21 protein-coding genes and 1 pseudogene are annotated in these 21,044 nt (G+C 69.4%); 11 read left to right on the top strand and 11 right to left on the bottom strand.

Features of this window, described 5'->3' with window-relative positions; translation table 11 throughout:
* Positions 1-16: 16 nt before the first annotated feature.
* From paoC to paoA, 3 genes are read right to left on the bottom strand one after another with little or no spacing between them, the layout of a single operon-like run.
* Positions 17-2,236 (bottom strand): aldehyde oxidoreductase molybdenum-binding subunit PaoC, encoded by a 2,220-nt coding sequence (paoC, locus tag AC6EUL_RS18805; protein ID WP_499871928.1) that lies wholly within the window; start codon positions 2,234-2,236, stop codon positions 17-19.
* A 3-nt stretch (positions 2,237-2,239) separates the two neighbouring features.
* Positions 2,240-3,190 (bottom strand): FAD binding domain-containing protein, encoded by a 951-nt coding sequence (locus AC6EUL_RS18810; RefSeq protein ID WP_056351412.1) that lies wholly within the window; start codon positions 3,188-3,190, stop codon positions 2,240-2,242.
* The gene (gene paoA, locus AC6EUL_RS18815) at positions 3,187-3,786 is read right to left on the bottom strand and encodes an aldehyde dehydrogenase iron-sulfur subunit PaoA (protein ID WP_056380537.1); all 600 of its coding nucleotides are present in this window, start codon (positions 3,784-3,786) and stop codon (positions 3,187-3,189) included. The genes AC6EUL_RS18810 and paoA overlap by 4 nt, the downstream gene beginning before the upstream one ends.
* A gap of 271 nt (positions 3,787-4,057) precedes the next feature.
* On the opposite strand from paoA, the gene AC6EUL_RS18820 reads away from it, so the two are divergent.
* Positions 4,058-4,342, top strand: a complete 285-nt coding sequence (locus AC6EUL_RS18820) for a hypothetical protein (RefSeq protein ID WP_499871931.1) — start codon at positions 4,058-4,060, stop codon at positions 4,340-4,342.
* A 111-nt stretch (positions 4,343-4,453) separates the two neighbouring features.
* Positions 4,454-4,882: a hypothetical protein gene (locus tag AC6EUL_RS18825; RefSeq protein ID WP_499871933.1), complete on the top strand. Its 429-nt coding sequence runs from the start codon at positions 4,454-4,456 to the stop codon at positions 4,880-4,882.
* 12 nt (positions 4,883-4,894) lie between these two features.
* Here the strand turns inward: AC6EUL_RS18825 and AC6EUL_RS18830 are convergent, their stop codons facing one another.
* The 5 genes from AC6EUL_RS18830 to AC6EUL_RS18850 all read right to left on the bottom strand — a co-directional run bounded on the left by AC6EUL_RS18830 (position 4,895) and on the right by AC6EUL_RS18850 (position 8,380).
* Complete coding sequence (locus tag AC6EUL_RS18830) at positions 4,895-5,155, bottom strand: hypothetical protein (RefSeq protein ID WP_056380533.1); 261 nt, start codon at positions 5,153-5,155, stop codon at positions 4,895-4,897.
* Between the two features lie 275 nt (positions 5,156-5,430).
* Positions 5,431-6,114: an MgtC/SapB family protein gene (locus tag AC6EUL_RS18835; protein WP_499871938.1), complete on the bottom strand. Its 684-nt coding sequence runs from the start codon at positions 6,112-6,114 to the stop codon at positions 5,431-5,433.
* 48 nt (positions 6,115-6,162) lie between these two features.
* Positions 6,163-7,173 carry an inorganic phosphate transporter gene (locus AC6EUL_RS18840; RefSeq protein WP_056213855.1) on the bottom strand — a complete coding sequence of 337 codons (1,011 nt, stop codon included), beginning with the start codon at positions 7,171-7,173 and terminating at the stop codon, positions 6,163-6,165.
* A gap of 8 nt (positions 7,174-7,181) precedes the next feature.
* Positions 7,182-7,838: a DUF47 domain-containing protein gene (locus AC6EUL_RS18845; RefSeq protein ID WP_056274555.1), complete on the bottom strand. Its 657-nt coding sequence runs from the start codon at positions 7,836-7,838 to the stop codon at positions 7,182-7,184.
* Positions 7,839-7,939: 101 nt separating this feature from the next.
* A complete protein-coding gene (locus AC6EUL_RS18850; protein WP_499871943.1) occupies positions 7,940-8,380 on the bottom strand; it encodes an Lrp/AsnC family transcriptional regulator in 441 nt (146 codons plus the stop codon).
* A 208-nt stretch (positions 8,381-8,588) separates the two neighbouring features.
* Between AC6EUL_RS18850 and AC6EUL_RS18855 the strand changes: the two genes are divergently transcribed.
* Positions 8,589-9,845 (top strand): D-amino acid dehydrogenase, encoded by a 1,257-nt coding sequence (locus tag AC6EUL_RS18855; protein WP_499871945.1) that lies wholly within the window; start codon positions 8,589-8,591, stop codon positions 9,843-9,845.
* A 5-nt stretch (positions 9,846-9,850) separates the two neighbouring features.
* On the opposite strand, the gene AC6EUL_RS18860 is transcribed toward AC6EUL_RS18855, so the two are convergent.
* Positions 9,851-10,780: an AEC family transporter gene (locus tag AC6EUL_RS18860; protein ID WP_499871947.1), complete on the bottom strand. Its 930-nt coding sequence runs from the start codon at positions 10,778-10,780 to the stop codon at positions 9,851-9,853.
* 255 nt (positions 10,781-11,035) lie between these two features.
* Between AC6EUL_RS18860 and AC6EUL_RS18865 the strand changes: the two genes are divergently transcribed.
* Genes AC6EUL_RS18865 through uraD form a run of 4 tightly spaced genes read left to right on the top strand, consistent with a single transcriptional unit; the run spans position 11,036 to position 13,842 of the window.
* The gene (locus AC6EUL_RS18865) at positions 11,036-12,376 is read left to right on the top strand and encodes an MFS transporter (RefSeq protein ID WP_499871949.1); all 1,341 of its coding nucleotides are present in this window, start codon (positions 11,036-11,038) and stop codon (positions 12,374-12,376) included.
* A 34-nt stretch (positions 12,377-12,410) separates the two neighbouring features.
* The gene (uraH, locus tag AC6EUL_RS18870) at positions 12,411-12,902 is read left to right on the top strand and encodes a hydroxyisourate hydrolase (protein WP_499871951.1); all 492 of its coding nucleotides are present in this window, start codon (positions 12,411-12,413) and stop codon (positions 12,900-12,902) included.
* Between the two features lie 50 nt (positions 12,903-12,952).
* Positions 12,953-13,306 carry a hydroxyisourate hydrolase gene (gene uraH, locus AC6EUL_RS18875; RefSeq protein ID WP_499871953.1) on the top strand — a complete coding sequence of 118 codons (354 nt, stop codon included), beginning with the start codon at positions 12,953-12,955 and terminating at the stop codon, positions 13,304-13,306.
* A gap of 5 nt (positions 13,307-13,311) precedes the next feature.
* Complete coding sequence (gene uraD, locus AC6EUL_RS18880; protein ID WP_499871955.1) at positions 13,312-13,842, top strand: 2-oxo-4-hydroxy-4-carboxy-5-ureidoimidazoline decarboxylase; 531 nt, start codon at positions 13,312-13,314, stop codon at positions 13,840-13,842.
* Between the two features lie 6 nt (positions 13,843-13,848).
* On the opposite strand, the gene fghA is transcribed toward uraD, so the two are convergent.
* Together fghA and AC6EUL_RS18890 are read right to left on the bottom strand one after the other, a co-directional pair.
* Positions 13,849-14,682 carry an S-formylglutathione hydrolase gene (gene fghA / locus AC6EUL_RS18885; RefSeq protein ID WP_056213824.1) on the bottom strand — a complete coding sequence of 278 codons (834 nt, stop codon included), beginning with the start codon at positions 14,680-14,682 and terminating at the stop codon, positions 13,849-13,851.
* 247 nt (positions 14,683-14,929) lie between these two features.
* Positions 14,930-16,066 carry an S-(hydroxymethyl)glutathione dehydrogenase/class III alcohol dehydrogenase gene (locus AC6EUL_RS18890; RefSeq protein WP_056213821.1) on the bottom strand — a complete coding sequence of 379 codons (1,137 nt, stop codon included), beginning with the start codon at positions 16,064-16,066 and terminating at the stop codon, positions 14,930-14,932.
* Positions 16,067-16,282: 216 nt separating this feature from the next.
* On the opposite strand from AC6EUL_RS18890, the gene AC6EUL_RS18895 reads away from it, so the two are divergent.
* The 4 genes and pseudogenes from AC6EUL_RS18895 to AC6EUL_RS18910 all read left to right on the top strand — a co-directional run.
* On the top strand, positions 16,283-16,918 hold the full coding sequence (locus AC6EUL_RS18895) for a DUF938 domain-containing protein (RefSeq protein ID WP_056274568.1): 636 nt from the start codon (positions 16,283-16,285) through the stop codon (positions 16,916-16,918).
* Positions 16,918-17,937: an arsenic resistance protein gene (locus tag AC6EUL_RS18900; protein ID WP_499871959.1), complete on the top strand. Its 1,020-nt coding sequence runs from the start codon at positions 16,918-16,920 to the stop codon at positions 17,935-17,937. Before AC6EUL_RS18895 ends, AC6EUL_RS18900 begins: the two co-directional genes overlap by 1 nt.
* Positions 17,938-18,194: 257 nt before the next feature.
* On the top strand, positions 18,195-19,859 hold the full coding sequence (locus tag AC6EUL_RS18905) for an OFA family MFS transporter (protein WP_056351454.1): 1,665 nt from the start codon (positions 18,195-18,197) through the stop codon (positions 19,857-19,859).
* Positions 19,860-20,721: 862 nt separating this feature from the next.
* Positions 20,722-21,044, top strand: a pseudogene (locus tag AC6EUL_RS18910) (transporter); the annotation flags it as partial.

Below are 21,044 nucleotides of genomic sequence, written 5' to 3' on the forward strand. Positions count from 1 at the left end.
CTTCGCGCGTTCGGTCTCAGGCAGCGTCGGGCATCTGCCCGAGGAGCTTGTCGAGGGTGATCGGGTAGCTCCGCACCCGCACGCCCGTGGCGTTGTAGACCGCGTTGGCCACCGCCGCGCCCACACCGCAGATGCCGAGTTCGCCCACACCCTTCGCCTTCATCGGCGAGGATTGCGGATCGACCTCGTCGAGGAAGATCACCTCCTGGTGCGGAATGTCCGCATGCACCGGCACCTCGTAGCCGGCGAGATCGTGGTTCACGAAGAAGCCGCGCTTCGTGTCGACTGCCAGTTCCTCCATCAGCGCTCCGCCGACGCCCATCGTCATGCCGCCGATGACCTGGCTGCGGGCCGATTTCGGGTTGAGGATGCGCCCGGCGGCACAGACCGCCAGCATGCGCCGCACCCGGATCTCGGCGGTGTCGACATCGACGCCGACCTCGACGAAGTGGCCCGCGAAGGTCGATTGCTGCTGCTTCTTGGCGAGGTCGCCGTACTCGATCGAATCCTCGGCCACGAGTTCGCCGTCGGCGGCCGCCTTCACCAGGGTCTCGGTGCGATTTCCGGAGCGGACCTGCCCGTCCGCGAACACCGCATCGGCCGAGTTGAAGCCGAGCCGCTGCGCCACCGCCTCGCGGAGCTGAACGCAGGCCGCGTAGACACCGGCGGTCGAGTTGTTCGCACCGAACTGCCCGCCAGAGCCGGCCGAGACCGGGTAGGACGAATCGCCGAGGCGGACCACCACCTTGTCCAGGCCCACGCCCATCATCTCGGCGGCGGTCTGCGCGATGATGGTGTAGGAGCCGGTCCCGATATCGGTCATGTCGGTCTCGACCGTGACGAGGCCGTCGCGCCCGAGCCGAACGCGGGCGCCCGACTTCATCAGCAGGTTGTTGCGGAAGCCCGCCGCCATGCCGATGCCCACGAGCCAGCGCCCGTCGCGAACCTGGCCGGGCTTCGGGTTGCGGGCCGACCAGTTGAACGTCTTCGCGCCGAGCTTCAGGCAGCCCACGAGGTTGCGGTGGGAGAACGGACGCTCGGGATGCCCCGGATCGACCTGGGTGTCGTTGCGGACGCGGAAGGCGACCGGGTCCATGCCCAGTTTCTCGGCCATCTCGTCCATGGCGATCTCGAGGGCCATCAGGCCCGGCGCCTCGCCCGGCGCCCGCATCGAATTGCCTTCGGGCAGGTCGAGATGGGCAAGCTTCATGGCCGTCAGGCGATTGGCCCCGGCATAGAGCAGCTTGGTCTGGTCCACGGCGGTTTCGGGCTTGCCCTTGGGCAGGTTGCCGGAGGTACTCTCATGGGCGATGGCGGTGATCGTCCCGTCCGCCGTCGCGCCGATGCGGATCCGCTGGATCGTGGCCGGCCGATGGGTGGTGTTGTTGGCGACCAGCGGCCGGGTCAGCGCGACCTTGACCGGTCGGCCGGCGGCCTTGGCGGCCAGCGCCGCCACCACGGCGTCGGAGCGCACGAACAGCTTTCCCCCGAAGCCGCCGCCGATATAGGGCGAGTCGACGCGGATCGACGCCTCCGGGATGTCGAGGATCTTGGCGATGCTGCCCTTGGTCCAGGCGATCATCTGGTTCGAGGTCCAGAGGGTGAGCTTGTCGCCCTCCCAGGCGGCGATGGTCGCGTGCGGCTCCATCATCGCGTGGCTCTCGTCGGGGGTCGTGTAGGTCTCGTCGAACTTGACCGGCGCCGAGGCGAAGGCGCCCTCGAAGTCGCCGGTCCGATCTTCGCCGCCGCCGCCGCTGCCCTCGCCGCTGTCGCCGGGAACCGGCTTGGCGGACGGGGCCACGGCCGCGAGGTCGAACTGGCCGGCCTCGCGGGCATAGTCGACCTTGACGAGGAACGCCGCGGCTCGGGCCTGCTCGAAGGTCTCGGCCACCACGACCGCGATGGCCTGGTGGTAGTGCTGGACCTGAGCACCGCCGAAGAGGTTGGCGGCGTTCATCCGGCCGAGGCCGAGAGCCGGCATGTCCAGGGTGGTGACGATGGCGACGACGCCGGGCGACGCCTTGGCGGCCGCCGTGTCGATGGCGCGGATGCGGCCCTTGGCGATGCCGGCGCCGAGCACGTAGCCGTAGGCCTGATTCGCCACCACGTCGTGGCGCTCATAGGCATAAGGCGCCGTCCCGGTGGTCTTGAACTTGCCGTCGATGCGGTCGGTGGCCTTGCCGACGACCTTGAGCTGGTCGATCGGGTTCTGGCCCGCGGGGGTGTCGAACTTCATGGCTCAGGCCCTCGCTTCGTTCAGCGCCGCGCTGAGCGTGCGCTCGGCCAGCGTCAGCTTGTAGGCATTGTCGTGGGTCGGCTTGGCGCCGGCGAAGGCCTGCGCGGTCACCGCCTTGGCGCCCCGGGCCATCTCGCCCTCCGCCGCTTCCACCCGCCAGGGCTTGTGCGCCACGCCGCCGAAGGCCGCCCGGCCGCTGCCGTCCGGCTGAACCACCGCCGCCACCGAGACCAGGGCGTAGGCGTAGGACGCGCGATCCCGGACCTTGCGGTAGATGTGCGCGCCACCCAGCGGCTTCGGCAGCGTCACCGCCGTGATGAGCTCGCCGGGCGCGAGCGTGGTGTCGACCTCCGGCCGGTCACCCGGCAGGCGGTGGAATTCGGCCATCGGGATCTTCCGCTTGGTCCCCTTGGCGTCGACGGTCTCGACCGTGGCGTCAAGCACCCGCATGGCGACCGCCATGTCGCCCGGATGCGTGGCAATGCAGGCCTCGCTCGCACCGATCACGGCAAGCTGGCGCGAGACGCCGTCGAGGGCCGAGCAGCCGGAGCCCGGCTGACGCTTATTGCAGGCCTGCGCGGTATCGTAGAAGTACGGACAGCGGGTGCGCTGCAGGAGATTGCCGGCGGTGGTCGCCTTGTTGCGCAGCTGTCCGGAGGCACCGGCGAGCAGGGCCCGCGAGAGCACGGCGTAATCCTTGCGCACGCGGGCATCGGCCGCGAGGTCGGTGTTGCGCACGAGAGCTCCGACGCGCAGACCGCCCTCCGGCGTCGCCTCGATCTTGTCGAGCCCGAGGCCGTTGACGTCCACGAGGTGGGTCGGGGTCTCGATCTGCAGCTTCATTAGATCGAGGAGGTTCGTGCCACCGGCAATGAACTTGGCGTTCGGATTGCGGGACACGGCGGCGGCGGCTTCCGCGGGCGAATTCGGGCGCTCGTAGGTGAAAGACTTCATGCGGGCCTCCCGGCGACCTCGGTCATCGCCTCGACGATGTTGGAATAGGCGCCGCAGCGGCAGATATTGCCGCTCATGCGCTCGCGGATCTCGGCGTCCGTGACCTGCATCGGCGCATTCAGATCCGCCGTGACGTGGCTGGGGATGCCAGCCTTGATCTCGGCGAGCACCGCGACGCCGGAGCAGATCTGGCCCGGCGTGCAGTAGCCGCACTGGTAGCCGTCATGCTTGATGAAGGCGGCCTGCATCGGGTGCAGGGCGTCGGGCTGGCCGAGCCCCTCGATGGTGGTGATCTCCGACCCCTGGTGCATCACCGCCAGGGTCAGGCAGGAATTGATGCGCCGGCCGTCGACGATCATCGTACAGGCGCCGCACTGGCCGTGGTCACAGCCCTTCTTCGAGCCGGTCAGGTGCAGGTGCTCGCGCGCGGCGTCGAGCAGGCTGGTGCGGGTGTCGATTTCGAGTTCGCGGCGCTGGCCGTTCACCGTCAGCGACACCTTCGCCAGCACCGGCTGATCTGGACCGGCGGATTCGGGCCGACCCTCGGCCCGCGCGGGGACCGCGGCCAGGGCCGCACAGGCCGTCGCGCCGGCCATGACGTCACGTCGACTCAATTCGTTCTCTCCGAAACTTGGCATGGCGTTCTCTGAACCTGTAGCGGGAGGAGGCTGCCAGCGGACGGGCGCCCGGTAACGTCGCGGGCCGGGAGACCGCCCGATCGGGCGATCTTGGTCCCGGGCGTGACACGGAACCGCGCGGGCTCCGTCCGGACGTGCGCCTGCCTTCTGCGAAGTGTGTCCAGCGAGAACGCAGAACTCGGCGCGTCGGTCCCTGGAATTTCTCCAGACTGCGAGACCTCGCGCCTTCGTGTGCGGCCGAGCACCTCACGGGGTCGCATCGCCCGACACCCTGGTCGAAGGCCGCACCGTCGAACCCAGTACCAACGCTCCACCCGGCTCGAAGGAGAAGCCCACGCGCACCGCGCGGGTCATCGCACAGGTCCGCGCTCCCATCGTCCCGGTCAGCGGCGCCGGAAAACCCGACGATCGCATCGGCCGCTTGAACGCCCTGGAAACCCTCGCCGGCATCCGCACGCGGTCGCCGGTGCCGATGGCGCGCGACGGCCTCGCCGCGGGCGTCCCGATGCCCTAGCTGTCTCAACAGATCTTCCGATCCGGTCGTCAGTCCTCGAATCCGGTCGTCGAAGCCGGTCGTCTTGGCAAAAGGTGCGCGATGCAAAAGGGATTTCGCTGGTTCGGCCGGATGGCTCTGCCCGTCCTGGCGCTGGTCGCGAGCGCGGGTGCTGCCGGCGCCGACTGCATCCGGCACGTCTATAACCGCTCACCCCTGACGCTGGTGGGCGCGCAGGAGGGCGGCCCGTCCTTCCTGGTGAAACCCGGCACCGCGCGCGCGATCCGGCTCTCGGGTCCCGGCAGCCTCGAGCTGTCCGGGTACTGCGATGCGTACGGGAGCCGCGGCAATGACGGGACCGGAGGTGCCGCGGTGCAGGCGTCGCTGCGATACACCGCCGTCCTCGATCGCTGCTACATGGAGATCGGCCACGACTTCTTCGACCGCGAACTCGGACGCGGGTTTCTTCCCCGGGACAGCCTCGCGCCGTTCACCGTGAACAATCCGAAACAGGGCGACGTGGTGCTCTACACGGATCGCACGATCTGCCGGCCCCGCTAGGGGCGCCTTCGGTCAGATCGGGTGCGGGACCTCGGGCTTCAGCTTGAGGGGCCGCGCCAGTTTCTTCGAGAGGCGCCCCGCCGCCTCCACCGCCGCGCCCTCCGCGCTCGCGGCCGCCACGATGGCCAGAGCCTCGTCCTGGGCGGATGTCAGCACCGCGTAGACGCGCAACGCCTCTCGGCGCTGCTTCACCGCGACGAGAAAGACCTGGCTCTTGGCCCGCTTGCCCTTGTCGGCGGGAGCAGCCTCGGAGGACGAACGACGACGGCTCAAGGACGGACCGGCATCCGCTGGAGACCGACGGCCGGAACGGCGCAGGCCCTCTCGCTTGCGAAGAACGCGATCTCGTCCTTCCTCCGTCGTTTCACGGTCCCGACGACGTCCCGGACCGGGGAGAGGGCGACGCGCGTGCGTGTTCCCAAACGCCCGACCGGCGGCACGGGATTCGATCGCGAAGAACGCGTTTTACGAGCTTCGGCGCGCAATCCTGTCCCACCCCGACATCCCAGCGCGGTCGTGCCGCGAATTTCGCCGTTCATCATGCATGCTCAGCCAGATTCGGGAAGATCATCGACCGTGATCACTCCGGGATGCCTCCGAAGTTTCTGTGCGATGTCTTCCACGGAGCGGCGCGACAGCCGCACGAAGGTGATCAGCGTCTCGTCGAATTCAGGCGCGGACCCGCGCCGAGTCACGAATTGCCGGACACGGGAGGGGCGCACACCGGACACGGCCTGCACCACCTCCAGGCTGATGCAGCCGGGCTTGGCCACCACGCGGAGGGGCCGGATGTGCATCCGGTCGTGGTAGCGCTCCTGCAAGGGTTTCATCCCGGCGAGGATCCCCAGCAGGATCGCCGTGGTGGCGATGCCCGCCACGTAGAGGCCGCCGCCGACCGCGAGGCCGACGGCCGCGACGGCCCAGAGGCTCGCCGCGGTGGTGAGCCCCTTCACCACCTCGCCCCGCAGGAGAATCGTTCCCGCTCCGAGAAACCCGATGCCGGAGACGACCTGGGCGGCCATGCGCGAGGGATCGAGGGCGACGTTCCGGGTCCCCAGCACATCGGCGAAGCCGAAGGCCGAGACGATCATGATCAGGCAGGCGCCGACGCCGACCAGCATGTGCGTTCGCAGGCCCGCGGCCCAGAGCAGGCGCTCGCGCTCGATGCCGATCAGCCCGCTCAGGACCGCGGCCAGGAGCAGGCGCCAGACGATCTCGACGTTGCCTAGCATTCCCGGGTCTCCTCCCAGTCCGATGTCGCGCGCCGACCGGAGCGGACCTCAGCCGATGAAAGCCGTCACGGCGTAGCAGGCCGCGGCGATCAGGGCGGCGGCCGGCAGGGTCAGCACCCAGGCGACCACGATGTTGCCGGCGACGCCCCAGCGAACCGCCGAGGTCCGCCGTGCAGCCCCGACGCCGATGATCGCGCCCGTGATGGTGTGGGTGGTCGAGACCGGTACGCCGAGCCAGGTCGCGGCGAACAGGGTGATCGCGCCGCCCGTCTCGGCGCAGAACCCCTGCATCGGGTTCAGACGCGTGATCCTGGAGCCCATCGTGTGCACGATGCGCCAGCCGCCGAGCAGCGTGCCCAGCGCCATGGCGGACTGGCAGGAGATCACCACCCAGAGGGGAACGTGAAAGGAGGCGCCCAGGTGGCCCTGCGAGTAGAGCAGCACCGCGATGATCCCCATGGTCTTCTGCGCGTCGTTGCCGCCGTGGCCCAGGGAGTAGAGCGAGGCCGAGACGAACTGCAGGGCGCGGAAGCGGCGGTCGACCGCGAACGGCGTCGCCCGCACGCAGAGCCAGGAGACCATCAGCACCAGGAGGAGCGCGAGCAGAAAGCCCAGGAGCGGCGATAGGACGATGGCGGCGGCGGTCTTCGTCAGCCCGCTCCAGACCACCGCGCTGAACCCGGCCTTGGCGACGCCCGCTCCGATGAGTCCGCCCACGAGGGCGTGCGAGCTGCTCGACGGGATGCCGAAGACCCAGGTGACGATGTTCCAGGTGATGGCGCCCATCAGCGCGCTGAAGATCACCCGGGGATCGATGATCCCCGCATCGACGATTCCGGTCCCGAGGGTCTGGGCTACGTGCAGGCCGAAGAACAGAAAGGCGATGAAGTTGAAGAACGCCGCCCAGAGCACCGCGTATTGGGGCCGCAGCACCCGCGTCGACACGATGGTGGCGATGGAGTTGGCCGCATCGTGCAGGCCGTTGAGGAAGTCGAAGAACAGCGCGACGGCGATCAGGCCGGCGAGGGCGGGCAGGGCGAGCGCGGTGGCCTCGGTCATCGGGTCGCCTACACGTTCTCGATCACGATGCCGCTGATCTCGTTGGCGACATCCTCGAAGCGGTCGACCACGTCCTCGAGGTGGCCGTAGATCTCCGCGCCGATGAGGTAGGCCATCGTGTCGCCGTCGCCGCCATTCTTGCGGTGGGCCTCGTAGAGCGCCTTGAGGCCGCGCTCCTGCAGCTCGTCCGAGCGTCCCTCGACCCGGGTGATCTGCTCGGTCAGGGTGTTGATGCGCCCCGCATGGGTTCCGACGGCCGTGAGGAGGGGGATCGTCTCGGCGGTGAGCCGCGCCGCCTCGATCACGGTGCCGCCCATCTCCTGCATCAGCGGTTCGAAGCGGCGAACCTCGTAGAGGGCGATCGTCTTCACCGTCTTGTTCATCTGGTCGATGGCGTCGTCCATCGACTGGATCAGGTCCTTGATGTCGCCTCGGTCGAAGGGCGTGATGAAGCTCCGACGCACGGCGAGGAGGACTTCGGCGGTGATCGCGTCCGCCTCGTGCTCGCGCTCCACCACCTGTTGGCAGTAGCGCGGAACGGCGTCCCCGCCCTGAAGCACGCCCTGCAGCGCCTCGGCGCCGGCCACCAGGGTGCGCGAGTGCCGCTCGAAGAGGTCGAAGAACCGATCCTCGCGCGGCATCAACGCCTTGAACCAACCCAGCATCCCCGACTCCGGACCCACCCCGCTTGATTAGCCAACTAGGGTTTTCGCGCGCAGGAGACCAGGGCCTTCGCGAGCTTTGCCCTGGTGCGCCGCCCAGGCAATCATCGGCCGATGACGCTGCGGATGGTGAAGCTCGACTGGATACGGGCGATTCCGGGCAGCTTCGAGAGCACCGACCGGTGCAGCCGCTCGTATTCCGCCATGTCGGCGACGCGGATCTTCAGGAGATAATCGGAATCACCCGTCATCAGGTAGCAATCCTGAATGTCGGGGCAGCGCCGCACGGCCGCCTCGAACCGGTTGAGGCAATCCTCGGTCTGCCGCTCCAGGGCGATCCGGGTCATCACCACCAAGCCGGCGGAGCCGGGCCCGTCGAGAAGCACGGTGTAGCCGCGGATCGTGCCGTTGCGCTCCAGCATCCGCAAGCGCCGCAGGCAGGCGGAGGCCGAGAGGCCGACGCGCTGCGCCAGGGCGGCGTTCGGGATCCGCGCATCCTCGCGGAGGACCCGGATGATCGCGCGATCGATCTCGTCGGGCGGCATCACTATCCTCGGCCGGCATAGGCAACGATCGTGCATCGTATCGCAGGATCGTGCGTCGGGCACCCTTTGCGAGGCGGAACCTGCACCATCTTCGCTGCACCGCTCGCAGGATCGAGTGTCTCTAGTCCGGCGAGACCGGAGCGCTCGGGGCCGGGAGCGGCATGGCCCCGCCTGTGCTTTGGATTCCGGGCCTCAGGGGAGACGTGCGATGCGGGTCCTGGTTCTCGGAAGCGGCGTGGTCGGCGTCAGCACGGCCTATTACCTCGCCAAGGCCGGTCATGCCGTCACGGTGATCGACCGCCAGCCCGCCGCCGGCCTAGAGACGAGCTTCGCCAATGCGGGCCAGGTCTCGCCGGGCTACTCGGCCCCCTGGGCGGCCCCGGGCATTCCCATCAAGGCGATGAAGTGGCTGATGATGCGCCACCGGCCCCTGGTGCTGTGGCCGACCGTCGAGCCGCGCTTCTATGGCTGGCTCACGCGCATGCTCGCGAACTGCACCGAGGACGCGTACATCCGCAACAAGGGCCGCATGGTTCGTCTCGCCGAGTACAGCCGGGACGTCCTGCGCGACCTGCGCACCGAGACCGGCATCACCTACGACCACCGGACCCGCGGCACCCTCCAGCTCTTCCGCACGCGAAAGCAGCTCGACCATGTCGGCGACGACACCCGCGTCCTCGATACCTATGGGGTCGCCTACACGGTGCTGGACCCGGCCGGATGCATCGCGGCCGAGCCGGCGCTGGCCGGCGTCCGCGACACGATCGTCGGGGGCCTTCACCTGAGCGGCGACGAGACGGGCGATGCCCACCTGTTTACGCAGCGCCTGGCGGAGCTGTGCGCGCGGATGGGCGTCCGTTTCCGCTACGGGACGCGCATCGACGGCCTCGAAACCGCGGGCGACGCGGTGACGGGCGTAGTCTGCGGATCCGAAACCCTGCGGGCCGATGCCTACGTCGCCGCCATGGGCTCCTTCACCCCGGGCCTCCTCCGTCCCCTCGGGCTTCGGCTGCCGATCTATCCCGTCAAGGGATACTCGCTCACCCTGCCGGTCACCGACCCCGCCCAGGCGCCGGTCTCCACCGTCATGGACGAGACCTTCAAGGTCGCGCTCACGCGCCTCGGGGACCGGATCCGCGTGGGCGGCACGGCCGAGCTCGCGGGCTTCAGCGATGTCCTCCGGGCCCCGCGCCGGGCGACCCTGGAGCGCTGCGTCCGGGACCTGTTCCCCAACGGGGGCGACCTCGCGGCCGCCACGTTCTGGACCGGCCTGCGCCCGATGACGCCGGACGGCACGCCGATCGTCGGTGCCACGCGCTATGCCAACCTCTACACCAACACCGGCCACGGCACCCTGGGCTGGACGATGGCCTGCGGCTCCGGGCGGATGCTGGCCGACCTGATGTCCGGCCGCGCGCCCGACATCGACCATGCCGACCTGGCGCTCGCCCGCTACGCCGCCTGACGCCGTCAGGCGGTGAACCCCTCCAGGATCAGCATCACCAGGGGGATGGCGAGCCCGGCGAGCACCGTCTGCAGGGCGAGGATGCCGGCCATCAGCGGCGCGTCGCCCCCGAGCTGCCGGGCCATGATGTAGGACGAGGACGCCGTCGGCAGCGACTGGAACAGCAGGGCGGTGGCGGCGGCCGGCCCGTGCAGGCCGGCGGCGAGGCAGGCCAGGATCGTCACCGTCGGCATCAGCACGAACTTGGCGACCGACGCGATGACGACCGGACGCAGCCAGGTCCGGACGGTACGGGGATCGAGGGCGGCGCCGACGCAGAGGAGACCGAGCGGGAGGGAGGCCTGCCCCAGGGCCTTCAGGGTGGGCTCCAGTCCCGGCGGCAGCCCGAAGCCCGTCGCCTGCAGGGCGATCCCGATGCCGCAGGCGACCACCAGGGGATTGAGAAGGAGCTGGCGGAGGATCGGCCGCGGCGCCAGCCGCCCGCCCGAGCCGAAGCGCGCGAAGACCAGGACGCACAGGATGTTCACCGTGGGCACGATGGCCGCGTTGGCGACCGCCGCCAGGGCGATTCCCTGCAGGCCGAACAACCCCGCCGCCGCCGAGACCCCGACGTAATTGTTGAAGCGCACTCCGCCCTGGAACACCGAGGTGAAGGCCGCTCCGTCGAGGTCGAGCCGCGGCCGGATCGCGAGCAGCATGAGCGCCACCGCGAGGGTCGAGGCCACGAGGACGCCCGCCAGGGCGAGGACGGGCACGCCGTCCAGGCGCGCGGTGGCCAGCCCGTGGATGAACAGCGCCGGCAGCAGCACGTAGTAGCCGAGGCGCTCGGCCTGGGCCCAGAACGACTCGGCCACGAGGCCGTTGCGGCGCAGCAGCACGCCGAGGCCGATCAGCAGCGCGATCGGCACCAGGGCGAGGATGACCGTCGCGCTCACGCGGCGGGCCGGAGGACGCTGGAACCGGCGGTGATCGATAAGCGCATGGATCGCAACTCGGGTGAGACGACGGCCAGCTGTACGTGACGTGGGTTGCGGAAGAGTACCGGGGCGGGTGCGTTCCTGGGGGCGCGGGGCATGGCTATCCCCAAGCATCGCGGGGAACGGGCCTGCCACACCGGTCGCCATGGCCCCCAATTTGCATCATTTTGATGCATCGTCCCGGCTCGAATCGCCGGGACTGCGGATTGTCTGATGGCGCTCGAACAGCCCTCGCCGGCCGGACTCGACGAGACCTATCGCCGGATCACCTGGCGGCTGCTGCCGTTCCTGATGTTCCTCTGGGTCCTCTCCTGGATCGACCGGGTGAACATCGGCTTTGCCAAGCTGCAGATGCTCGCCGACCTGAAGTTCAGCGAGACCGTCTACGGCATCGGCGCCGGGATCTTCTTCATCGGCTACTTCCTCTGCGAGGTTCCGAGCAACCTCCTCCTCGAGCATATCGGCGCCCGCAAGACCATCGCGCGCATCACCCTGCTGTGGGGTCTCTGCTGCGTGGCGATGATGTTCGTCACCACCCCCGGCCTGTTCTACGTCCTGCGTTTCCTCCTGGGGGTGTTCGAAGCGGGCTTCTATCCGGGCGTGATCCTGTTCCTGACCTACTGGTACCCCACCGAGCGGCGCGCCAAGGTCTTCGGGCTGTTCATGTCGGCCTCCGCCATCGCGGGGGTGATCGGCGGACCGCTGGCCGGCACGATCATGACCGGACTCGACGGCGTGAACGGCTGGTCAGGCTGGCAGTGGGTCTTCCTCCTCGAAGGCATCCCGTCGATCCTGGCCGGCCTCGTCACGCTGTTCTATTTGACCGACCGGCCGGAGAAGGCCGGCTGGCTGACCCCGGAGCAGCGCGCCCTGGTCGCGGCCGACCTCGCCCGCGACGCGGCGGCCCTCGGCCCGCGGGAGCATCGCATTCTCGCCTCGTTGCGGGATGTCCGGGTCTGGCAATGCATCGCGATCTTCTTCTGCATCATCACCGCCAACTCGGCCCTGACCTTCTTCGGGCCGAGCGTGGTCCGCGAGGCGGGCTACACCGACCCGCTCACCATCGGCTGGATCATGTCCGGCGCCTATCTCTGCGGCGCAGCCGGGATGATCCTCAATGGCCGCCACTCCGACCGCTCCGGCGAGGCGCGCCTCCATTGCGGCCTCCCGGCGCTGATCGGCGCCGTGGCGATCGCCCTCCTCGGGTGGCTCGTCCCGATCAGCCCGGCGCTGTCGATCCTCGCCCTCACGGTGGCGATCGTCGGCACCATGAGCGCCATTCCGGTCTTCTGGCAGATCCCAGGCCGGTTCCTCGCCGGTTCGGCCGCGGCGGCCGGCATCGCGCTGATCAACGCGGTGGCGAACCTCGCCGGGTTCGGCGCGCCGGCGGTGATGGGCGCCCTGCGCGAACAGACCGGCTCTGCCGCCACCGGCCTCTGGATCGTCGCGGGCTTCGAGGTCGCGACGCTCCTCCTCATCCTCGCCTTCGTCCCGCCGGAACCCGGAGCCCTGGTCCGGCGGGCCGCGGCACGCGCCGCCCACGAACCCGCCTGAACCCGAACCCCGCACCCGTCGAGAAGGACACGCCATGGATCGACCGGCCCTCACGCGCCGAAGCCTCGTCGGCGCCGGTCTCGGCGCCGTCGCCGCCACCGGCGCTCTGGCGCAGGCCGCGCCCGCCCCGCCGAGGGCCCTGGCGACGGCGCCGAACTCCCAGGCCGGCCTCGGCCCGCGCCTGACCCTGCACGCCATCGACAACTTCCACGGCACGCCCGGCGCCGGCATGGTCTGCGACCTGGCGATCCGGGAGGGCGACGCCTATCGGACGCTCAAGACCGTGACCACGGCCGCCAATGGCCGTCCGGTCGAACCGCTCCTGGTCGACGAAGCCCTGAAGGTCGGCCAGTACGAGTTGCTGATGCATTTCGAGGCGTATTTCGCCGAGGCCGGCGTAGCGCTGCCGCAGCCGAATTTCCTCAGCCTCGTTCCGGTGCGCTTCGTGATCCGCGATGCGGGGCAGCGCTACCACCTGCCGGTGCTTTTCACCCCGTGGGGCTACTCCTACTATCGCGGCAGCTGACGCGCCCGCGGCACGCCTTCAGCGAGATTTCCTTCCGGAGCCCGATCGACATGGCCGGCATCACCACACACGTCCTCGACGCGGATCGCGGCCGCCCGGCGCCGGGGGTGCGCATCGACTTCTCCTTGAGGGAGGGCGACGCGTGGCGCCTCGTGAAGAGCGTCGTCACCAATGCCGACGGGCGCACCGACGCACCAATCCTGCCAGCCGCCGAGGCCAAGGTCGGCCAGTACCAGCTCGAATTCCACATCGACGCCTACCTGAAGACCAAGCCCGGCGTGACCGAGGCCGACATCTTCGTCGACAATCCGGTGGTGCGCTTCGCGGTCTTCGATGCCGGGCAGCACTACCACGTGCCGATGCTGTGCGCGCCGGGCACCTGCGCCACCTACCGGGGCAGCTGACGGCGATGGTCGATTCCGGAAAGCCCGATCTCGCCGCCATCAACCGGCTCGATGGGGCCGGCTTCGTCGTCCGATTCGGAGGGGTGTTCGAGCATGCGGCCTGGGTCGCGGAGCGCGCCCACGCGCACGGGCCCTTCGCCAGCCTCGACGACCTGCACGCGGCCATGATGCGGGCCGTGCGCGCCGCGCCAACCGAAACCCGCATCGCCTTCCTGAACGGCCATCCGGAGCTCGCCGGGCCCGAGGCGCGGGCCCGCAGCATGACGGCGGATTCGGCAAGCGAGCAGGGCAGCGCCGGGCTCGACCACATGCCCGCCGCCGACGCGGAGGCCTTCGACCGCCTCAACGCCGCCTATCGCCGCCGCTTCGGCTTTCCCTTCATCATCGCGGTCCGCGGCCGGGCGCGAGCCGAGATCCTGGCGATCTTCGCGGAGCGCCTGCGGCGCACTCCCGGAGAGGAGGAGCAGGCCGCCCTCGACGAGATCGCGCTGATCACCCGGATGCGGCTCGACCGCCTCGTCGCCGCATCCGGGTGAGGCAGTTCACTTCAGGCGGGCGGCGGCCCAGGCGATGTGGTCGGCCATGAAGGTGGAGATGAAGTAGTACGAGTGGTCGTACCCCTCGCGCATGTTGAGGGTCAGGGGAATGCCGGCCGTCTTGCAGGCCTCTTCCAGGAGCCAGGGACGCAGGCCGTCGTCGAGGAAGCTGTCGGCGGTGCCCTGGTCGACCAGGAACTCCGGGAAGCGCTTGCCGTCTTCGATCAGCGCCGTGGCGTCGTGGGCGCGCCACGCAGCGGTGTCGGTGCCGAGATACTTCTCGAAGGCAGGCTTCGACCAGCCGGCCGTGGAGGGCTGGGCGATCGGCGCGAAGGCCGAGCAGGACTTAAAGCGGTCGGGATAGGTGAGGGCGATGGTCAGTGCACCGTGGCCGCCCATGGAATGGCCGAAGATGCCCTGGCGGGACATGTCGGCCGGAAACTCCTGAGCGATGAGGGCGGGCAGTTCCTCGGTCACGTAGCTCCACATCCGGTAGTTCGCGGCGTAGGGCGCCTGGGTGGCGTCGAGGTAGAAGCCGGCGCCGGAGCCGAACTGCCAGTTGCCCTCCTCGTCGGGAATGCCGGGGCCGCGCGGGCTGGTGTCGGGCGCCACGATGATGACGCCGTGCTCGGCCGCCGCCTTGCGGTACTCGCCCTTGTCCATGACGTTGGCGTGCGTGCAGGTCAGGCCCGAGAGGTACCACAGCACCGGCACCGGGCCAGCCTCGGCCTGCGGCGGCACGAACACCGCGAAGGTCATCGGGCAGCCCGTAGTCCGGGCATCGTGCTTGTAGACGCCCTGCGTGCCGCCGTGGGCGCGGGCCTTCGAGAGGGTTTCCATGTGTACTCTCCTGCTTAGGGCTCAGAGTCCCGTTCCGGGGCTGGGAAAGGGTGCGATGTCGGGCCCCTGAAAGAATGTGGTCGATCCGCGCCCCTCCCTCTGCCCTCTGCGGGAGAGGGCGGCCCGCGTCAGCGGGTCGGGTGAGGGGAGCACCGGTCCCGGAGAGGTCGCCCCCTCTCCCGCCTGCTCCGCAGGCACCCTCCCCCGCGAAGGGGGGAGGGACCGGACACGGTCTGTCCCGATCGGATCAGTAAACCACCACCGACCGGATCGACTTGCCCTCGTGCATGAGGTCGAAGCCGTGGTTGATGTCCTCGAGCGGCATGGTGTGGGTGATCAGGTCGTCGATGTTGATCTTGCCCTCCATGTACCAGTCGACGATCTTCGGCACGTCGGTGCGGCCGCGGGCGCCGCCGAAGGCCGAGCCCTTCCAGACGCGGCCGGTGACGAGCTGGAACGGACGGGTCGCGATCTCCTTGCCGGCCTCGGCCACGCCGATGACGATCGACTCGCCCCAGCCGCGGTGGCAGCACTCGAGGGCCTGGCGCATCACGTTGACGTTGCCGGTGCAGTCGAAGGAGAAATCCGCGCCGCCGCCGGTCACGTCGAGGATCGCCTGGACCACGTGATCGTTGCCGACCTCCTTCGGGTTGATGAAGTGGGTCATCCCGAACTTGCGGGCCATCTCCTGCTTGTCCGGATTGATGTCGACGCCGATGATCTTGTCGGCCCCCACCATCCGGGCGGCCTGGAGCACGTTGAGGCCGATGCCGCCGAGGCCGAACACCACGACGTTGGCGCCGGGCCAGACCTTGGCGGTGTAGATCACCGCGCCGATGCCGGTGGTGACGCCGCAGCCGATGTAGCAGATCTTGTCGAAGGGGGCGTCTTCGCGGATCTTCGCCAGCGCGATCGCCGGCAGGACCGTGAAGTTCGAGAAGGTCGAGCAGCCCATGTAGTGGAACAGGGTGTTGGACCCGCCCGGGCTGCCGCCGGTGGAGACGCAGGAGAAGCGGCTGGTGCCGTCGGGCATCACGCCCTGGCCCTGCGTGGAGCGGATCGCGGTGCACAGGTTGGTGCGCTGCGACAGGCAGGACTTACAGTTGCGGCATTCCGGGGTGTAGAGCGGGATGACGTGGTCGCCGGGCTTCAGCGCGGTGACGCCGGCGCCGACCTCGCGGACGATGCCCGCGCCCTCGTGGCCGAGGATCGCCGGGAACTTGCCCTCGGAATCGAGGCCCGACAGGGTGTAGGCGTCGGTGTGGCAGATGCCGGTGGCCATCAGCTCGACGAGAACCTCGCCGGCCTTGGGTCCTTCGATGTCGATGGTCTCGATCGTGAGAGGCTTCTTGGCCTCCCACGCGACCGCGGCGCGCGTCTTCATAGCAGTGTCCTTAGAGCTGTGATGATCACGGACGGCGGCGATGGATGCCGGCGCTTCGTCTCGCGGCACCCGAAAGGTGGCAAGGCGAACGGCCCGAAAATCTGAATGGTGTTTGATGCCTCCGGCGTCGAGATGCAACAGGCGTGCTCCGTCGTTTGCGCCAGGGTTGCGAATTTGGAATGACGGTCGCCGCGGCGCGGCCGGAACGGAGGGACGATGAAGGACTGGGATAGGGGGCGTGAGGCGCTCATCGCGCCGGCGGCGGCGCGCAATCGTGCGGCGATCCTCGCCGTCCTGCGGGACGTCCTGCCCGAGACCGGAACGATCCTCGAGATCGCCAGTGGATCGGGTGAGCACGCGGTCCATTTCGCCGCCGCCCTGCCGGCGCTCTCGTGGCAGCCCAGCGACCCCGAGCCGGCCTATCGCCGCAGCATCGCGGCGCATGCGGAGGCCGCAGGTCTCGCCAACCTGCGGCCTCCCCTCGATCTCGACGCCGCCGCGGCCGCCTGGCCGATCGCGCGCGCCGACGCCATCCTGTGCATCAACATGGTCCACATCGCGCCGTGGTCGGCCACGGAAGGGCTGATGGACGGAGCCGCCCGCACGCTTGCCCCGGGCGGCGTCCTGTTCCTCTACGGCGCCTTTCGCGAGGGCGGCCGCCACACCGCCGAGAGCAACGCCGCCTTCGACCAGGACCTGCGTGCGCGGGATCCGCGCTGGGGCGTCCGCGATCTCGAGACCGTCGCGGACACGGCCGCGCGGCGCGGCCTGCGGCACGAAGCCCGCATCGGCCTGCCGGCGAACAACCTGGCGCTGGTCTTCCGTCGCCCTGCGTCGGCGGCCTCGGCCTGATGCCCGCTGAGTCCCAGGCCCCGCACCCGCGAGACCGCATCGAAACCCTGCGCGACGCCCTCGAAGGCCGCCAGATCGAACTCTCCCTTGCGGCTGTCGCCGCAGGGGCCGTCACGGCCCTGACCGTGCCGGGAACGGCGGCGTTGGAAGGAGGGATCAACCCGGCCCTCGCACTGATGCTGTTCGTCACCTTCCTGCAGGTGCCCCTGCGGGCGCTGGCTCACGCCTTCACCCGCGGCCGCTTCCTGGCGGCGTTGATGGTCGTCAATTTCCTCGCGATCCCCCTGTTGGTCGCCGGGCTCACCCTCTTCCTTCCCGCCGACCCGATGCTGCGTCTCGGCGTGCTGATGGTGCTGCTCACGCCGTGCATCGACTACGTGGTGACCTTTGCCCATCTCGGGGGCGCCGATGCCCGGGTCCTGCTGGCCTCGACCCCGGCCCTTCTCCTCGCCCAGATGGCGCTGTTGCCGATCTACCTGACGCTCTTTCTCGGCGCGGACGCGGGACGGTTCGTGCAGGTCGGCCCCTTCCTCCACGCCTTCGTCTGGCTCATCGCGCTGCCCTTGGCCGCGGCCGGTGCCGTCCAGGTCTGGAGCGGACGGAGCCGCCTCGGGCGACGGGCCGCGGCCGGGCTTAGTGTGCTGCCGGTCCCCGCGACGGCCCTCGTCCTCTTTGTCGTGGTCGCGGCGGTCCTGCCGCAGCTCGGCGCGAGCCGGGACGCGGCCGCACGGACGGTCCCGGTCTACCTGGCCTTCGCCGCATTGGCTCCGCTCATCGGCTGGGGAGCCGGGCGCGTTTTCCGGCTCGACGCGCCTACCGGGCGGACCCTGGCCTTCAGCGCCGCGACCCGGAACTCGCTGGTCGTCCTGCCCCTGGCCTTCGCGGTTCCGGGCGGGGTGCCCCTGCTGCCGGCCGTCATCGTCACGCAGACGCTGATCGAACTCATGAGCGAGCTGGTCTATGTCCGGATGATCCCGCGGCTCGGACGTCCGTCGATCCGATCCGCGTCCGCGCCCTAAAAACCCCTTCGCCGCGCCGTCCGGAACGGGCGGCGCGCGGCGACGGCCCTGGGATCGCGGACGGGACTCACCCAGGGTCACGGCCAGGGGCGATCGAAACCGGATCTGCGATCGGCCGTCGAAATCGGGATCGAACACCTGACAGGGTAAGCAAATCGTTCGGCGCCTGCCGCGAACGCCGTCGCCCTACGTTTCCCGCCATGCTTTAATCCAGAAAAACCGCTGCATTGCAGCGTATAGGGAGAGAAATGCCTGGAATGGACGTTCGCGTTTCAGACGCGTCCTTGTCGGACGCACGCACGCCCGGGTGGCTGTCCCGCGAAGCGATCGTCGCCAAGCCCGGCTTCAACCGATGGCTGGTCCCGCCGGCGGCCCTGGCCATCCATCTCTGCATCGGCATGTCCTACGGTCTGTCGGTGTTCTGGCTCCCCCTGTCGAGGGCGCTGAGCGTCGGCCAGCCCGCGCCGGCGGCCTGCCCGGACATGAGCATCGCCACCGCCCTGGTCACCACCACCTGCGACTGGCGCGTCAGCGACCTCGTCATCGTCTTCTCCATCGGTATCGTGATGCTCGGGCTGTCGGCGGCGGTGTTCGGCGGCTGGCTGGAGCGGGCGGGGCCCCGCAAGGCCGGCCTCGCGGCGGCCCTGTGCTGGGGCGGCGGATTCCTGATCGGCGCCCTCGGCGTCTACGTGCATCAGCTCTGGCTGATCTGGCTCGGCATGGGCCTCGTCGGCGGGATCGGCCTCGGCCTCGGCTACATCTCGCCGGTCTCGACCCTGGTGAAGTGGTTCCCCGACCGCCGGGGCATGGCCACCGGCATGGCCATCATGGGCTTCGGCGGCGGCGCCATGATCGGCTCGCCGCTGGCCACCCTGCTCATCAACACCTTCAAGACCCCGGATTCCGCTGGCGTCTGGCAGACGCTGGCGGTGATGGGCGGGCTCTACGGCGCGGCGATGCTCTGCGGCGCCTTCGGCTACCGCGTGCCCCCGGCCGGCTGGCAGCCGGAAGGCTGGACCGCGCCGGCGGCCAAGAGCGCGATGATCACCTCGGGTCACGTCCACCTGGACCGGGCCCACAAGACCCCGCAGTTCTGGCTGCTCTGGGCGGTGCTCTGCCTCAACGTCTCCGCTGGCATCGGCGTGCTCGCCCTCGCGTCGCCGATGCTGCAGGAGATCTTCGGCGGCGCGCTGATCGGCCAGCCGGGTGTCGGCTTCGGCCAGCTCGATGCCGGCCAGAAGGCCCAGATCGCGGCGGTCGCGGCCGGCTTCGTCGGCCTCCTGTCCCTGTTCAACATCCTCGGACGCTTCTTCTGGGCCTCGATGTCCGACAAGATCGGCCGCAAGGTGACCTACGCCACCTTCTTCGCCCTCGGATGCCTGCTCTACGCGGGCGCACCCTGGGCGGCGTCGATCGGCTCGAAAGCGCTGTTCGTGACGTTCTTCTGCGTGATCCTGTCGATGTACGGCGGCGGCTTCGCCACGATCCCCGCCTACCTCGCCGACATCTTCGGCACACAGTTCGTCGGTGCCATCCACGGGCGGCTCCTCACCGCCTGGTCGACGGCCGGCGTGGTCGGTCCCTTCGTGGTGACGGCGATCCGGCAGGCGCAGGTCGATGCCGGCATCCAGGGGGCGGCGCTCTACACCCGGACGATGTACATCCTGGCGGCCTTCCTGGCAGCCGGCTTCGTCGCCAACCTCCTGGTCCGGCCGCTGGCGGCGCGCTGGTTCATGAGCGACGCCGCGCTCGCCGCCAGCGCGAAGGGCGGGAACGCCACGGCAGCGGGGCGGACGAGCGCTCGCGGCATCGGCCGGGGCGGCGTCACGCCCCTCGCGATCCTCGCCTGGGTCGCCGTCGGCGTCCCGATCGCCTGGGGGATCTGGAGCACGGTCTCGAAGGCGATGATCCTGTTCGGGTAAGGGCCGCACCGGCCACCCCCGGCGAAACGCCGAAGGTCCCGACCCGGCGACCGGTCGGGTGATCCGCCGCCCCCCGACGTGAGACCCTTGTCCGAAGGCGCAGCCCGGCCGGCGGGGAAGTCGGCGTCGTCCGCCCGCTCGATGCCCTCCGCCGGCTCCGACGCGGCGGACTCGTCGGCCAGCGGCGGACTGGTCCGGACGACACCTCGGCGGATCGGGCCTGCAGCGGACGAGGCCGCGTCCATCGGAGCCTCCCCGGTCTCGTCGTCGGGAGCGAGGCGACGATGCGCAGACCTAGATCAGTGCCGAGGCGCGCGGAGCAAAGCCCTCCACGAGGCCGGCGGCGCTGGCGACGGCATTGATCCGGATCGCCGCCCGAAGGAATAGCACCTTAATTCCTGTCGTGCTGTTCTCTGACCTCGACAATGACTATTTTCGTGCAAACTTTCCTTCTGTTTTGCGACAAACCACTGCTCATCACCGTTTCTGACGAAATACGGAAATACTCATGGCCTTTATTCTCAAATACATTCCCGATTTGACAATCTAACTCATTGAATCTTGTCCTGTAACCTTTTCAGATTTCCGCCTTTCCAGCATAGGATGGATCTAAGCTGTGTTTTGAAGCCACACCCACCGGGATAATACAAGCACAGGCTTTTGCGGCGTAGAAAACACACCTCTCGGTTGTCTAGATAGGGCGCGCCGCGTTGTCGCTGCACCGTTCTCGGGTGCCGTCCCGCATCGCGACCAGCATCGGGAGACAGCCGTGATCCGAACGCCATTCAGATTTCGCACCGGAAACGAGACCTACGAAAACTCCGGAGCCGTCCGCAGGTGCGACGGTCCGCCGACCGGGACAATGGGCGCGGCACCCGCCGTTCGGACGACCCTGCGCGCCCTCCGATCGCTGGCGCGCCGCCTGTCGGCTGCCGTCGCCCTGCTGGCCCTCGCCGGCGCCCCCGCGATGGCGGGGTCCGCGGCCCAGCCGGGCCAGACCATCGGTGCCGCGGCCGGCGCCCAGCTTCCGGTGGGTCTCTACTTCGTCAACACGTCCAGCTTCGGGGTGCGCGACACGCGCCCGCTGGACTCGGAATCGAACGTCAATCTGCCGGCCTTCGTCTGGGCGACGCCCTGGACCCTGTTCGGCGCGCGCCTGAACCTCATCGCGATCCAGCCCGTCGT

It is taken from the genome of Methylobacterium sp. 001424705 (genome assembly GCF_059816145.1).

Excerpts from the sequence above, each read along its gene's own strand:
- paoC (WP_499871928.1), bottom strand. The coding sequence starts at position 2,236 with ATGAAGTTCGACACCCCCGCGGGCCAGAACCCGATCGACCAGCTCAAG.
- AC6EUL_RS18810 (WP_056351412.1), bottom strand. The coding sequence starts at position 3,190 with ATGAAGTCTTTCACCTACGAGCGCCCGAATTCGCCCGCGGAAGCCGCC.
- paoA (WP_056380537.1), bottom strand. The coding sequence starts at position 3,786 with ATGGCCGGCGCGACGGCCTGTGCGGCCCTGGCCGCGGTCCCCGCGCGG.
- AC6EUL_RS18825 (WP_499871933.1), top strand. The coding sequence starts at position 4,454 with ATGGCTCTGCCCGTCCTGGCGCTGGTCGCGAGCGCGGGTGCTGCCGGC.
- AC6EUL_RS18835 (WP_499871938.1), bottom strand. The coding sequence starts at position 6,114 with ATGCTAGGCAACGTCGAGATCGTCTGGCGCCTGCTCCTGGCCGCGGTC.
- AC6EUL_RS18840 (WP_056213855.1), bottom strand. The coding sequence starts at position 7,173 with ATGACCGAGGCCACCGCGCTCGCCCTGCCCGCCCTCGCCGGCCTGATC.
- AC6EUL_RS18845 (WP_056274555.1), bottom strand. The coding sequence starts at position 7,838 with ATGCTGGGTTGGTTCAAGGCGTTGATGCCGCGCGAGGATCGGTTCTTC.
- AC6EUL_RS18850 (WP_499871943.1), bottom strand. The coding sequence starts at position 8,380 with ATGCCGCCCGACGAGATCGATCGCGCGATCATCCGGGTCCTCCGCGAG.
- AC6EUL_RS18855 (WP_499871945.1), top strand. The coding sequence starts at position 8,589 with ATGCGGGTCCTGGTTCTCGGAAGCGGCGTGGTCGGCGTCAGCACGGCC.
- AC6EUL_RS18865 (WP_499871949.1), top strand. The coding sequence starts at position 11,036 with ATGGCGCTCGAACAGCCCTCGCCGGCCGGACTCGACGAGACCTATCGC.
- uraH (WP_499871951.1), top strand. The coding sequence starts at position 12,411 with ATGGATCGACCGGCCCTCACGCGCCGAAGCCTCGTCGGCGCCGGTCTC.
- uraH (WP_499871953.1), top strand. The coding sequence starts at position 12,953 with ATGGCCGGCATCACCACACACGTCCTCGACGCGGATCGCGGCCGCCCG.
- uraD (WP_499871955.1), top strand. The coding sequence starts at position 13,312 with ATGGTCGATTCCGGAAAGCCCGATCTCGCCGCCATCAACCGGCTCGAT.
- fghA (WP_056213824.1), bottom strand. The coding sequence starts at position 14,682 with ATGGAAACCCTCTCGAAGGCCCGCGCCCACGGCGGCACGCAGGGCGTC.
- AC6EUL_RS18890 (WP_056213821.1), bottom strand. The coding sequence starts at position 16,066 with ATGAAGACGCGCGCCGCGGTCGCGTGGGAGGCCAAGAAGCCTCTCACG.
- AC6EUL_RS18895 (WP_056274568.1), top strand. The coding sequence starts at position 16,283 with ATGAAGGACTGGGATAGGGGGCGTGAGGCGCTCATCGCGCCGGCGGCG.
- AC6EUL_RS18900 (WP_499871959.1), top strand. The coding sequence starts at position 16,918 with ATGCCCGCTGAGTCCCAGGCCCCGCACCCGCGAGACCGCATCGAAACC.
- AC6EUL_RS18905 (WP_056351454.1), top strand. The coding sequence starts at position 18,195 with ATGGACGTTCGCGTTTCAGACGCGTCCTTGTCGGACGCACGCACGCCC.